9 protein-coding genes are annotated in these 13,306 nt (G+C 66.3%); 3 read left to right on the top strand and 6 right to left on the bottom strand.

All coding sequences use genetic code 11. The features are described from left to right. Positions 1–8: 8 nt before the first annotated feature. Positions 9–3,794 (bottom strand): nitrate reductase subunit alpha, encoded by a 3,786-nt coding sequence (locus tag Taqua_RS04715; RefSeq protein WP_143969045.1) that lies wholly within the window; start codon positions 3,792–3,794, stop codon positions 9–11. A gap of 25 nt (positions 3,795–3,819) precedes the next feature. Next, complete coding sequence (locus tag Taqua_RS04710; RefSeq protein WP_144325206.1) at positions 3,820–5,178, bottom strand: MFS transporter; 1,359 nt, start codon at positions 5,176–5,178, stop codon at positions 3,820–3,822. 257 nt (positions 5,179–5,435) lie between these two features. Here Taqua_RS04710 and Taqua_RS04705 point away from each other — a divergent pair, with 257 nt between their 5' ends. The 3 genes from Taqua_RS04705 to Taqua_RS04695 are packed head-to-tail and all read left to right on the top strand — an operon-like array spanning position 5,436 to position 7,960. After that, the gene (locus Taqua_RS04705) at positions 5,436–6,701 is read left to right on the top strand and encodes an MFS transporter (RefSeq protein ID WP_144325204.1); all 1,266 of its coding nucleotides are present in this window, start codon (positions 5,436–5,438) and stop codon (positions 6,699–6,701) included. 3 nt (positions 6,702–6,704) lie between these two features. Next, on the top strand, positions 6,705–7,652 hold the full coding sequence (locus Taqua_RS04700) for a sodium-dependent bicarbonate transport family permease (RefSeq protein ID WP_144325202.1): 948 nt from the start codon (positions 6,705–6,707) through the stop codon (positions 7,650–7,652). Further along, positions 7,649–7,960 (top strand): P-II family nitrogen regulator, encoded by a 312-nt coding sequence (locus tag Taqua_RS04695; RefSeq protein WP_144325200.1) that lies wholly within the window; start codon positions 7,649–7,651, stop codon positions 7,958–7,960. The genes Taqua_RS04700 and Taqua_RS04695 overlap by 4 nt, the downstream gene beginning before the upstream one ends. Before the next feature lie 28 nt (positions 7,961–7,988). Here the strand turns inward: Taqua_RS04695 and Taqua_RS04690 are convergent, their stop codons facing one another. The 4 genes from Taqua_RS04690 to Taqua_RS04675 are packed head-to-tail and all read right to left on the bottom strand — an operon-like array spanning position 7,989 to position 13,209. Then, positions 7,989–8,729 carry a response regulator gene (locus Taqua_RS04690; RefSeq protein ID WP_144325198.1) on the bottom strand — a complete coding sequence of 247 codons (741 nt, stop codon included), beginning with the start codon at positions 8,727–8,729 and terminating at the stop codon, positions 7,989–7,991. Next, positions 8,726–10,672 carry a type IV pili methyl-accepting chemotaxis transducer N-terminal domain-containing protein gene (locus Taqua_RS04685; protein WP_144325196.1) on the bottom strand — a complete coding sequence of 649 codons (1,947 nt, stop codon included), beginning with the start codon at positions 10,670–10,672 and terminating at the stop codon, positions 8,726–8,728. Before Taqua_RS04685 ends, Taqua_RS04690 begins: the two co-directional genes overlap by 4 nt. A 43-nt stretch (positions 10,673–10,715) precedes the next feature. Next, entirely contained in the window at positions 10,716–11,468 is a 753-nt protein-coding gene (locus tag Taqua_RS04680) for a 5'-methylthioadenosine/adenosylhomocysteine nucleosidase (RefSeq protein WP_144325194.1), read from the bottom strand. 25 nt (positions 11,469–11,493) lie between these two features. After that, entirely contained in the window at positions 11,494–13,209 is a 1,716-nt protein-coding gene (locus Taqua_RS04675; protein ID WP_144325192.1) for a long-chain-fatty-acid--CoA ligase, read from the bottom strand. Between the last annotated feature and the right edge of the window lie 97 nt (positions 13,210–13,306).

Below are 13,306 nucleotides of genomic sequence, written 5' to 3'. Positions count from 1 at the left end.
ATGGCGCTTCAGGCCTGCACGGCGTCGCGACGCTCACCGTCGAGCCAGTCGATGCGGCGCATCTTGCGCACGATGACGAACTCGTCGCGGTTGGTGCCGATCGTTCCGTAGTAGTTGAAGCCGTAGCTGAACTGGGCGTAGCCGCCGATCATGTGTGTGGGCTTGAGCACCACGCGCGTGACCGAGTTGTGGATGCCACCGCGGGTGCCGGTGATCTCGGAGCCCGGGGTGTTGATGATCTTTTCCTGCGCGTGGTACATCATCACCATGCCCGGCATGACGCGCTGACTGACGACGGCGCGCGCGGCGATGGCCCCGTTGACGTTGAACAGCTCCACCCAATCGTTGTCGGCAATGCCCGCACGGCGGGCATCGTCCTCGGACAACCAGATGACCGGCCCGCCGCGGTTGAGGGTGAGCATCAACAGGTTGTCGCTGTAGGTGCTGTGAATGCCCCACTTTTGGTGCGGCGTGATGAAGTTGAGCAAGATCTCCGGATGGCCGTTGGATTTGCGCGCCATCAGCTCGTCTACCGCCTTCATGTCCACCGGCGGACGGTAGCTGCTGAAGTTTTCGCCAAACGCCGTCATCCAGGGGTGGTCGAGGTAGAACTGCTGGCGACCGGAGAGGGTGCGCCATGGGATCAGCTCATGCACATTGGTGTAGCCGGCGTTGTACGAGACCTTCTCGCTCTCCAGTCCAGACCAGATCGGCGAGCTGATGATCTTGCGCGGTTGCGCCTGGATGTCGCGGAACCGAATCTTCTCGTCCTCCCGATGCAGCGCCAGGTGGGTGTGGTCGCGCCCGGTCACCCTGGACAGCGCCTCCCACGCCTTCACCGCCACATGGCCGTTGGTTTCGGGCGCCAGTTGCAGCACCACCTCGCAAGCGTCGATATCGGTGTCGATGCGCGGGCGGCCCTGGGTCGGGCCGTCGGCCTGTACGGCACCGTTGAGTTCGGCAAGCTGGCGCACCTCCTCCTGCGTCGGCCACGCCATGCCTTTGCCGCCGTTGCCCAGTTTGTCCATCAGCGGGCCCAAGGCCGTGAAGCGCGCGTAGGTGTTGGGGTAATCGCGCTCGACGACTTGGATCTGGGGGGCCGTCTTGCCCGGCACCAGCTCGCATTCGCCACGCTTCCAGTCGCGCACATCGAAAGGCTGCGCCAGCTCCGCCGGTGTGTCGTGCAGCAGGGGCAGCAAAACGACCTCCTTCTCCACCCCCAGGTGTCCCTGGGAAGCCTCGCTGAATGCCTTGGCAAATCCCTTGAAGATCTCCCAGTCGCTGCGGCTCTCCCAAACGGGATCGACCGCCGCCGACAACGGATGGATGAAGGGGTGCATATCGCTGGTGTTGAGGTCGTTCTTCTCGTACCAGCTCGCCGTCGGCAGCACGATGTCCGAGTACAGACAAGTCGTACTCATGCGAAAGTCCAGCGTCACCAACAGATCCAGCTTGCCCTCCGGGGCCTGGTCACGCCAGACGACCTCCCGCGGGCGTGCAGCGGGATCCGACAGCTCGCCCCCTTGCACACCATGCGTGGTGCCCAGCAGATGCTTCAAGAAGTACTCGTGCCCCTTTCCACTGGAGCCGAGTAGGTTGGAGCGCCAGACGAACAGGTTGCGCGGCCAGTTGTCCGGGTGATCCGGGTCCTCCCAGGCCATGCGCAGCTTGCCGGTGCGCAGCCCCTGCGCCACGTAGTCCTTGGGATCCATTCCCTGAGCGGCCGCATCGCGGGCCACCTGCAGCGGATTGGTCTGCAGCTGCGGATTGGCAGGCAGCCAGCCCATGCGGGCCGAGCGCACGTTGTAGTCGATGAACGAACCCTTCCACTGCTCGCGATCCGCCAGCGGCGACAGAATCTCGTCCACCCCCAGGCGCTCGTAGCGCCACTGATCGGTGTGCACATAAAAGAAGCTGGTGCTGTTCTGGTGGCGCGGTGGCCGCACCCAGTCCAGCGCGAAGGCCAGCGGCGTCCAGCCCGACTGCGGGCGCAGCTTCTCCTGCCCCACATAATGCGCCCAGCCACCCCCGCTTTGCCCGATGCAGCCGCACAGCATCAGCATGTTGATGATGCCGCGGTAGTTCATGTCACTGTGGTACCAGTGGTTCATGGCCGCACCGATGATCACCATCGACTTGCCGTGCGTTTTGTCCGCGTTGTCGGCGAACTGGCGTGCCACGGCAATGGCCTGCTCGCGCGGCACACCCGTGATGCGTTCCTGCCACGCCGGGGTGTAGGGGGCGTCGTCGTCGTACGAGGCGGCGCCCGTGTCGCCCGGCAGGCCGCGCGGCACGCCGTAATGCGCCGCCGTCAGGTCGAACACGGTGGCGACGAGGGCGTGGCGCTCCTCGCCCGCCTTGCCGAGCTTGATGCGACGCAAGGGCACCGTGCGCAGCAGCACATCGCCGTCCTGCGGATTGGCGGCAAAGTGCGGGTTGTGCACCCCGCCGAAGTACGGGAATGCCACCTGCCCCACGTCGTATTGCGCCCCCTGGCCCTCCATCACGCTGAGCTTGAGGCGCACCTCGCGGCCGTGGAGGGCCTCCTTGTTCTCCAGGTTCCACTTGCCCAGATCGCTGCGCCCCTCCGGCCCCCACCGGAAGCCGACCGATCCGTTGGGCAGCACGACCTTGTCCGCCTCGTCGAAGGCGACCGTCTTCCACTCGGGGTTGTTGTCCTGGCCGAGCTTGCCGTTGAAGTCGCTGGCGCGCAAATAACGCGCCGGCACCAAGGCCCGGCGTCCGTCGGGCAGGCTGTGCTCTTCCAGCAGCACCAGCAGCGGCAGGTCGGTGTAGCGGCGCACATAGTCGTCGAAATAGGTGCTGCGCCGCTCGACGTGGAATTCGCGCAGGATGACGTGGCCCATCGCCATCGCCAGCGCCGCGTCCGTGCCTTGCTTGGGATGCAGCCACAAATCGCAAAGCTTGGAGATCTCGGCGTAGTCGGGCGTGATCGCCACCGTCTTGGCGCCCTTGTAGCGCACCTCGGTGAAGAAGTGGGCGTCCGGCGTGCGCGTCTGCGGCACGTTGGATCCCCAGGCGATCAGGAATGTCGAGTTGTACCAGTCGGCGCTCTCGGGCACGTCGGTCTGCTCGCCCCAGATCATCGGGCTGGCAGGCGGCAGGTCGCAGTACCAGTCGTAAAAGCTCATGCACACGCCACCGATGAGCGACAGATAGCGCGTACCCGCGGCATAACTGATCATCGACATCGCCGGAATGGGCGAGAAACCCACCACCCGGTCCGGGCCGTAGCGCTGGATGGTGTAGACATTGGCCGCGGCGATGAGCTGGTTGACCTCCTCCCAGGTGCTGCGCACGAAGCCGCCCAAGCCGCGCTGGCTCTGCCACTCGCGGCGGGCATCGGGGTTCTGCACCACGCTGGCCCAGGCATCGACGGGGCTTTTGGCCACGGTGAGCGCCGCGCGCCAGTGTTTGAGCAGCGCGCCGCGCACCATGGGGTACTTGACCCGGTTGGCGCTGTACAGGTACCAGCTGTAGCTGGCCCCACGCGCACAGCCGCGAGGCTCGTGGTTGGGCAGATCTGGCCGGGTTCGGGGGTAGTCGGTCTGCTGCGTCTCCCACGTCACGATGCCCCCTTTGACATAGATCTTCCACGAGCACGACCCGGTGCAGTTCACCCCATGCGTGCTGCGGACGATCTTGTCGTGCGCCCAGCGGTCGCGATAGGCGGCCTCCCAGGTGCGATCCTCGGCGGTGGTCACGCCATGCCCATCGGCGAAGGACTGGGTCGGCAGCGCAAAATGCGTCAGGCGGTCGAGAAAGTGACTCATCGGTGTGCTCCTGGTTATCCTGGGCTCAGCAGGGGTTGGCGGCGCCACGGCGGGCATACATCCACCAGTTGAGCGCGACGTTGAAGGCAAAGAAGGCCGCCAGCCCCCAAAACACCGGTGTGGCGGCTTTGTAGGTGGCAAAGGCCCAAGCGAACAGCATTCCGAACAAGAAGGGCCCATAGGCCGCCACGGCGGCGGTGAAGCCGATCACGCCACCAGCCTGGCGAGGCGCAAACAGCATCGGCATTTGCTTGAAGGTCGACGCATTGCCCACCCCGGCAAAGAAGAACAGGGTCAACATGCCGGCAACGAACATCGGGAAGCTCTCCAGCCCCGTCGGCTGCGTCAAGGTGGTCACCCACAGGGCCGCGCCCAGCATGCCCAGACCCGCCCAGTGCGTCACCCGCGCCCCGCCCAACTTGTCGGACAGCGGCCCGGCCACCACGCGTGAGGCCGAACCCACCAGCGGCCCCCAGAACGCCCAGGCGAGCGGATCGGGCGCCCCGGGAAACTGGCCATAGATCTGCTTGATGAGCAGGGGGAACGTCGCCGACAGCCCCGAAAAACAGCCGAACGTCATGATGTAGAGCGACGTCATCGACCAGGTATGGCGGGAGCGGAAGATGTCGAATTGCTCGGCGAAGTTGGCCTTGACCGGCACCGACTTGAGCAGCAGCCACGCCGTGATACCGAAGACGGCGACCACGGGGATCATGACGGCGGGCGCGTTCTGCAACCAGACCTGGCTGGTCACCCCTCCCTTGACCAGCGTCTGGCTTCCCCCCATCCAGGCCGCGCCCCCCAGCAGCGGGAAGCTGATCACCCACGGTGTCAGAAACTGCACGATCGACACCCCGAAGTTGCCGATGCCCGCCTGGATGGCCAGGGCCGTACCTTGCAGCCGTTTGGGGAAAAACAGACTGGTCGAGGGCATGAAACTGGAGAAGTTGCCCCCGCCCAGCCCGGCCAGAAACGCCAGCGACATCAACACCCAGTACGGCGTGGTCGGGTTTTGCACGGCGTAGAACCAGCCCACCAGCGGGATCAGCAGCGAGAGCGTGGACAGGCTCACCACGTGGCGCGTGCCCACCATCGGCGTCAAAAACATGTGCACCAGGCGCAAGGTGCCCCCGGCCAGGCCCGGCATGGCCGCCAGCCAGAACAACTGGGTGGAGGAGAACTGAAAGCCGATCTGCGGCAGGCGCACCACCAGCGCCGACACCAGAAACCACGCCATGAAGGCCATGGTCAAACACAGAGTGGTGACGGTCAGTGTGCGCCAAGCCAGGCCGGAGGCGCCGTTGCGCCAGAACGCATCGTTCTCGGGCTCCCAGCGCTCCAGCCAAGTGCCATCCTGGGTGGTGGGACCGGTCGTCGTGGTCATGGAAATTCCTTCTCGGGTCGTATCAGGACAGCACGCACTGTGCCTGCGTCGGCCAGCCCTGCCTATCCACCGATCGGCACCCTCCCCCGCTTCCGATGGGCGATGCCCATCGGGTGCGCATCCTCCGTTCGGAGGATGGCGATGGCCAGACCCGTCCTCCGGATGACCGTCCGCGCCTCCCCGTCCGGTGGATAGGCAGCCCGCCATCGGCTGCCTACAGTGCCTGCCATCCCTACACGGTATGGAGGACGCTTGTCATGACCCCCTCCCCCACCCCCCACAGCCGCCAGGCCTGGTCGGTGCTCGTCGTCAGCACGCTGGCCTTTACGGTGTGCTTCATGGTCTGGATGATGTTTGGCGTCATCGGGATTCCGCTGAAAAAAGAGCTCGGACTCAACGCCACCCAGTTCGGGCTGCTCACCGCAACGCCGGTGCTCACTGGCTCGCTGGTGCGGGTGCCGCTGGGCATCTGGACCGACAAATACGGGGGGCGCATCGTCTTCACCCTGTTGATGGCGGTAACGGTGCCGGCCATCTGGCTCATGGCTTACGCGACCGAGTTCTGGCACTTTCTGGTGATTGGCCTGTTCGTCGGTCTCGCGGGCGGGTCGTTCTCGGTGGGCACCCCTTACGTCGCGCGCTGGTTCCCCAAGCAGCGCCAAGGCATGGCCATGGGTATCTTCGGTGCCGGCAACTCCGGTGCGGCGGTCAACAAATTCGTCGCCCCAGCCCTGGTGGTGGCCTTCGGTTGGACCATGGTGCCGCAGGTGTACGCCGCCGTCATGCTGGGTACGGTCATCCTCTTCTGGCTGTTCAGCCACCACGATGCATCCCACCTGGTCCCGAGCCACACACGCTTCGTCGATCAGCTCAAGGCCCTGAAAGACCCGACCGTGCTCAAGTACTGTCAGTACTACAGCATCGTGTTCGGTGGCTACGTGGCGCTGTCGCTGTGGATGGTGCAGTACTACGTCGGTGAATACGGACTGGACATCCGCGTCGCCGCGCTGTTGGCGGCGTGCTTCTCGCTGCCGGGCGGCGTGCTGCGTGCCATCGGCGGCTGGCTGTCCGACAAGTACGGTGCCCACACCGTGACGTGGTGGGTCATGTGGGTGAGCTGGATCTGTCTGTTCCTGCTCAGCTACCCGCAGACCGATTTCACCATCCAGACGGTGGAGGGTCCGAAGACCTTCCACATAGGGCTCGACGTCTACACCTTCACCGCGCTGATGTTCGTGCTGGGCATCGCCTGGGCATTTGGCAAGGCCAGCGTGTTCAAGTACATCTCGGATGAGTATCCCAAGAACATCGGCACCATCTCCGGCATCGTCGGGCTGGCCGGCGGCATGGGCGGCTTCATTCTGCCGATCCTGTTCGGCGCGCTGCTCGATGTGACGGGCATCCGCTCCAGTGCCTTCATGCTGATGTACGGCGTGGTCTGGGTTTCCCTGATCTGGATGTACCTGACCGAGGTGCGTCGGCATGACGTCCTGAAGCACAACCCCGACGCCCGGAGTGCCTAAACCATGGCGATCGTGGACCCGGTGGTGGGTTTCTTCGTGCTGGGCCTGATCGCGGGCTTGCTGCGCTCGGACCTGAAGCTCTCCGGCGGGTTGTACGACACGCTCACGATCTACCTGCTGATCGCCATCGGCCTCAAGGGCGGCTTCGAGTTGGCCAGCAGCGACGTAGGCGCATTGATCGTGCCCACGCTGGTCATCGTCGCCGCGAGCGCCGTCACCCCCATGGTGGCCTACCAGGTGTTGCTGCGCCTGGGTCGGCTGCCCCATGCCGACGCGGCCTCGATCTCGGCGCACTACGGCTCGGTGTCGGTCGTCACGTTTGCGGTCGGTGCGTCGTACCTGGGCCGCCAGGGCTTGGGCTATGACGGCTACATGTCGGTGTTCCTGGTGTTTTTGGAGTTCCCGGCCCTGATCGTCGGGGTGTTGCTGGCCAAGGGCCTGAAGGCCGATGCCGCCTGGCGGCGCCTGGCCCATGAGGTACTGACCGGCAAGGCGATCGTGCTGTTGCTGGGGGCACTGGTGATCGGCTGGGTCTGGGGCCGTGACGGGGGCGCGGCCCTGGTGCCGTTCTTCGAGGGGTTGTTCAAGGGTTTTCTGGCACTGTTTCTGTTGGGCATGGGCGTGACGACGGCGGCCCGCCTGGCCGACCTGCGACGGGTGGGCCTTTTTCTGGTCGGCTTTGGTATCCTGATGCCCATCGTATCCGCCGCGGGGGGCGTGCTGGTGGGCTGGCTGCTGGGCCTTCCGATAGGCAACACCCACCTGCTCGCGGTGCTGTACGCCAGTGCCTCGTACATCGCCGCGCCGGCCGCCATGCGCATCGCCATCCCGGAAGCCAACCCGGCGCTGTCGATGGGGGCGTCGCTAGGGGTGACTTTTCCGTTCAACGTGGTGGCAGGCGTGCCGTTGTACTTGGCCATGACCCAAACCTTCTACCGGACGATGGCATGAACACTGCGGGCTGCGTTCCCTCGCCGCACTACGGCGTCGTCGTGGTCGTGATCGCCGAGGCGGAGCTGGAATCCGTCCTGTGCGACGACATCCTGGCGGCCGGCGCAAAAGGCTACACGGTCAGCGAAGTGCGCGGGCGCGGCAACCGTGGCCTGCGCGACGATCGGCTGCTGTTGTCCAACAATGTGCGCTTCGAGGTGCTGTGCGACGAAGCCACGGCGCGCAGCGTTCTGGACACCGTGCTGGGCCGCTACGGCCGGCATTACGGCATCGTCGCGTACGCACTGCCCACCTGGACGCCACCGTAACGGGCGGGCAGTCCCCATCCTGCCGGGTTCAACCCAACCCGTGGTTGACGGCCACCACCGCGGCCTGCACGCGCGAGGTCACGTGCAGCTTGCGCAGAATGTGCTGCACATGGATTTTGACCGTGGTCTCGGCAATGTCGAGCGCGCGCGCGATCATCTTGTTGCTCTGCCCGCGGGCGATCAGCGCAAGGATCTCACGCTCGCGCTCGGAAAGAGCCTCCAGCGCGGACGGCGGTGCGGGGGCGGGCGCGGGTGGCGCTGATGGTGTATCCCCCGCGACAGGCTCCACCGACGCCACGGCCCGTGCGCCATCGCGGCACGACGGCTCCGCCATCGCGGGCTCGGGTTGGCGCATCAGCGTCACCAGCTTGTTGAGCATCGGCGGGCTGATGACGGAGTCGCCCGCCACGACACGCTCCACGGCGTCGCAGAGCTGGTCGAGCTCGGTGGTCTTGAGTAGATAGCCGTCCGCCCCGGCTCGCAGCGCGGCGGCCAGATCCTCGGCTTCCTCGCTGACCGTGAGCATGAGAATGCTGGCACTCGGCGCCGCCTCGCGCAAAGTCCCGATGGCCTCGACCCCGCGCACACCGGGCAAATGGTTGTCGAGCAGAATGACGTCGGCGTCGGCCTCGCGCAAGTGGCGCAAGGCCTCGCCCACGTCCCCCGCCTCGCCGCAGACTTGCAGGTGCGGTGCCTGGCCGAGCAGCGCACGCAACCCCCGGCGGAACAGGGGGTGGTCATCCACCAGCAACAAACGGATCGGTCTCATGGAACGCAAGGGACGGTATCGGGCGCGCGGGGGGGTTGCGGGTCGACCGGGGTCGGGGACCGCTCCTGCACTGCAGCATCCACCGGCACGCTCAGCTCCACCGCGGTTCCCTGTCCCGGCGCCGAATGCACCGTGAGCCGGGCGCCGATGGCGGCAGCGCGCTCTTGCATGATACGCAGTCCGATGTGGGTTTCCTGTGTGTGATGCACGGGGTCGAACCCCACACCGTCATCGCGCACGACGAAGCGCCACGGCGCCCCCTTATGCACATGCACGACGACCGAATGGGCTCGGGCGTGCTTGCGCACGTTGGACAGCGCCTCTTGCACCACATGCAGCACCTGCAATTGCACATCGGGCGGCAGGTCCACGGCTCCGCCATGCACCTCTACATGCGCGGTCAGGCCGGTTTGGTGCCGAAACTTGGTCACGGTCTCGTGCAGGGCAGTCACGATGTCGCCGTCGTGCGTGCGGGTGCGAAAGTGCATCAGCAGCTCGCGCACATCGACCAGGCTTTCCTCCAGCCCGGTTTGCAACTCGGCCACATGGCCCTCTGCCGCTGCGGAATCTCCACGTCGCAAAGCGCCCTGCAGCAGTTGAACCTGGATCTTCAGGAACGCCAGCGACTGGGCGATCGAGTCGTGCAGCTCCCGTGCCAGAAAGTTGCGCTCCTGCGCCACGGCCGCCTCACGCTCGAGCGCATGCACGCGCAGCCCCTCGACGGCATTGGCCAATTGTCCCGCCAGGGCATCGAGCAGTTCGCGCTCGCCCTCGTGCAGGGCGAGCGCGTGCCGGTAGAACAAATTGATCTCGCCCAGCACGCGGTGCTGCAGGCGCACCGGCACGCTGACCATGGTGCGAAACCCCAGGCTGGCGCAGTGCACGGCATCCGAGGCGTCGCCGCGCTCGATCGGGATCACACGGGTGCGTTGCTCCAGGTGCGCACGGCCACACTCGCACTGGCCACAGGGCAGCACCTGCTCGGCCGCGACGATCTCGCGCGGCATCTGATGCTCGGCCAGGAGCATATACCCGTGCAACGCGGGATCGGCCCAGCGCAGAATCACGGCATCCGCGCCGACGCGTTGGCGCAGCCGCTGCACAAATCCGTCGGAGAGCGTCTGCAGCGAATCCGTGTCGCTCAGGAACAGGCTCATGTCATATAAGGCCTGCAGATTGGCCCGCTTGGCCTCCAGATCCCGCGTCTTTTCGGCCACTTTGGCCTCGAGCTGGCCATACAGGTCCTGCAATGTCGCCGCCATCTGGTTAAAGCCGCTGGCCAGCTGGCCAAACTCGTCCCCGCTGGACGCTGCGACGCGCGTGGCGAAGATGCCGCGCTGCAGGTCCGTCATGGCCCGTGCCAGCCGGGTCAGCGGCTGCATCACATAGCGCTGCCCTGTATACAACATGAACACGGCACCGGCCACGGCAAAGGCGATCATGGCGAACTGCAGCAGATTCAGGATGCGGGTCAACCGGGACAACTCCGACTCGATGGCCAGCACCAGTTCGTCCACCTGCGCAACGAGCATTTCGGCGATGGCAAACGCGACGCCGGCGTTGGTGGGATCAGGCGGCGCTTGCGGATCCCACAAATGACGCTGCCGGTTCCAGGTGGCCTCGACGGCATCGAAGCGCTCCCGAATCAGTGGCGTCCAGGGGACGAAGAGCGGGCGCTTTGGATCCCCCGCACGCAAACGCTCCAGGCTGCCCACCAGCTCCTGCACCAGCGCCTCGCGGCGCTCGGCCGGCACGGACAGCGTGCGCGCCGCATCCAGGCGCCAGACCTGCATGCGCAGGCGACCGGCCTCGTTGACGGCGGCTGCCCCGCCTTCGAGCTGCCACGTCACCCACAGCGTGACCCCGATCGAAGCGGTCACGGCCAGCAGCAACCACAAGCCGGCGTACACCAGCTTGGTGGCGATCGTCGTGGTCGCTCGCATCGGCGCAAGCTTAGCAAGCCCACGCCACACCGTACACCCCGGTTCAGAGCAGATTGAGCGCCTTGCGTACGATGCGCGCACTGTAGTGGCGCGCCACGTCGCGCATGAAGGCCTGAAAGTCCACGTGCGCCTCGTCGTCGGCGCGGTCGGACAACGTGCGCACCGCGGCAAACGGCGTGCCGTAGTCCCAGCAGACCTGGGCCACGGCGGCGCTTTCCATGTCCACCGCCAGGGCCTCGGGCAGCGCCTCGCGCAGGGCCTGCGACTCGGCCGCGCTGGTGATGAAGCGGTCGCCACTGACGATCAGCCCGCGGTGCACCGTGGGCCGGTGCAGCCCCAGCGCGCGCAACGTCTCGGCGCTGACCAGCTTGGGCAGCCAGGTGACGGCGTCGCGCGCAGCTTCGGTGAGCACCTGCACCAGCACCGCGTCGGCGGCAAAGCGGCTCGTGCCGGTGCCAGGCACCTCCCAGCGCGGAAACAGCGGTGCCGCGCTCAGGTCGTGCTGCAGGCAGTGCGTGCCCACCACCACATCGCCCACCGCCACCCCCGGCGCCAAGCCGCCGGCCACACCGGTGAACAGCACGTACTGCGGCGCGAAACGCTCGTGCAGGATCGCCGCCGTCGTGGCGCCAGCCACCTTGCCGATGCCGCTGAGCACCGCCACCACCTCGTGCCCCTGCAGGTGCCCAAGCCAAAACTCCCGCCCGGCGACGCGCTGCACGCGCTCATCGGGCATCAGGGCCAGGATTTCGGCCAGCTCTTCGTGGACGGCGCTGATGACGGCAATGCGGGCCATGGCTGCAAAGGGGCTCGATCAAGGGTCAGGACGCGGGTTTGTCCCGCAATTCTCGCCGCAAAATCTTGCCCACGGGCGTCTTGGGTAGCTCGGTGCGGAACTCGATCACCTTGGGCCGCTTGTAGCCGGTCAGGTTGGCCGCGCAGTACTCGCGGATGTGCTCCTCGGTCAGATTGGGGTCTTTGCGCACGACGACCAGCTTGACCGCCTCGCCCGAGTACTCGTCCGGGATGCCCACCGCCGCGCACTCCAGCACGCCCTCCATCTGCGCCACCACGTCCTCCACCTCGTTGGGGTAGACGTTGAAGCCCGACACCAGGATCATGTCTTTTTTGCGGTCGACGATTCTGAAGTAGCCGCGCTCGTCCATCACCCCGATGTCGCCGGTGCGGAAAAAACCATCGGCCGTCATCACGCGCGCCGTCTCGTCCGGGCGCTGCCAGTAGCCGGCCATGACCTGCGGCCCGCGGATGGCGATCTCGCCCGGCGTGCCCACCGGCACCTCGTTGCCCTCGTCGTCGATGCACTTCATCTCGGTGCTGGGGATCGGCACCCCGATGGTGCCGGAAAACGCCTTGGCCGTGACCGGGTTGCAGCACACCGAGGGGCTGGTTTCGCTCAGGCCGTAGCCCTCGCAGATCGGGCAGCCGGTGCGCTCCAGCCAACGCTTGGCCACCGCCGCCTGCACCGCCATGCCACCGCCCAGCGACACGCGCAGGTTGCGCCAGTTGACGGTGTCGAACTCCGGGTGGTTCAGCAGCGCGTTGAACAGCGTGTTGACGGCCGGAAAGCTGTGGAACGTGTGCTGGCGCAGCTCCTTGAGCACCGCCGGGATGTCGCGCGGGTTGGGGATCAGGATCGTCTTGCCACCGGTACGCATGCCCAGCATCATGTTCACCGTGAAGGCAAAGATGTGGTACAACGGCAGCGCGCACACGGCGGTGGGCTGCTCGCCGGGCGGGATGGTCTTGCGCGCCGGCGCCTCCCACGCCTCGGATTGCAGCACGTTGGCGATCAGGTTGCGGTGCAGCAGCACCGCGCCTTTGCTGACGCCGGTGGTGCCGCCAGTGTACTGCAGCACCGCCACGTCGTTGGGGCCCACCTCCGGGCGGCGGTAGGTGCCCTTGCGCCCGCGCGCCAGCGCTGCGTTGAAGCGCACCGCCTGCGGCAGCTCAAACGGCGGCACCAGCTTTTTGACGTGCCGCACCACGGCGTTGACGATGAGGCCCTTGACCCCCAGCAGGTCGCCCATCGACGCCAGCACCACGTGCTGCACCGGCGTGTGCGCCAGGCACTGCTGCAGCGTGTGGGCAAAGTTTTCGATGATGACGATGGCCTTGGCGCCGCTGTCATTGAGCTGGTGCTCCAGCTCGCGCGCGGTGTACAGCGGGTTGACGTTGACCAGCACATAACCCGCGCGCAGGATGGCCGCCACCGCCACCGGGTACTGGATACAGTTGGGCATCATCACCGCCACGCGCTCGCCGCGGGCCAGCCCCAACCCCTGCAGGTACGCCGCCAGCGCACGCGACAGCTCGTCCACCTGCGCGTAGGTCCAGGCCTTGCCCAAAAAGCTGTACGCCGGCCGCGCCGCGTACTTGGCAAAGCTGTCCTCCATCAACGCCACCAGCGACGGGTACTGGCTAGCGTCGATGGTGGCCGGCACCCCTTCGGGGTACTGCTGCAGCCAGGGTTTGTCGGCAGCGGTCACGGGACGGGTTTCGCTGCTGGCACTGCTCATGAGACCTCCTCTGACGTCAAGCTGACAATCGCCCCATTATGGCGCAGGCCACCCCGGGCACAAGCGGGGGTTAGGGAAAATACGAACGTTCGTTCGT

The organism is Tepidimonas aquatica (assembly GCF_007556585.1).
GTDB classification, from domain to species: Bacteria; Pseudomonadota; Gammaproteobacteria; order Burkholderiales; family Burkholderiaceae_C; genus Tepidimonas; species Tepidimonas aquatica.
This window is presented reverse-complemented; position numbering and strand designations above follow the sequence as displayed.

Coding starts and splice junctions, on each gene's coding strand:
- Taqua_RS04705 (WP_144325204.1), top strand. CDS start 5,436: ATGACCCCCTCCCCCACCCCCCACAGCCGCCAGGCCTGGTCGGTGCTC.
- Taqua_RS04690 (WP_144325198.1), bottom strand. CDS start 8,729: ATGAGACCGATCCGTTTGTTGCTGGTGGATGACCACCCCCTGTTCCGC.
- Taqua_RS04700 (WP_144325202.1), top strand. CDS start 6,705: ATGGCGATCGTGGACCCGGTGGTGGGTTTCTTCGTGCTGGGCCTGATC.
- Taqua_RS04675 (WP_144325192.1), bottom strand. CDS start 13,209: ATGAGCAGTGCCAGCAGCGAAACCCGTCCCGTGACCGCTGCCGACAAA.
- Taqua_RS04715 (WP_143969045.1), bottom strand. CDS start 3,794: ATGAGTCACTTTCTCGACCGCCTGACGCATTTTGCGCTGCCGACCCAG.
- Taqua_RS04695 (WP_144325200.1), top strand. CDS start 7,649: ATGAACACTGCGGGCTGCGTTCCCTCGCCGCACTACGGCGTCGTCGTG.
- Taqua_RS04680 (WP_144325194.1), bottom strand. CDS start 11,468: ATGGCCCGCATTGCCGTCATCAGCGCCGTCCACGAAGAGCTGGCCGAA.
- Taqua_RS04710 (WP_144325206.1), bottom strand. CDS start 5,178: ATGACCACGACGACCGGTCCCACCACCCAGGATGGCACTTGGCTGGAG.
- Taqua_RS04685 (WP_144325196.1), bottom strand. CDS start 10,672: ATGCGAGCGACCACGACGATCGCCACCAAGCTGGTGTACGCCGGCTTG.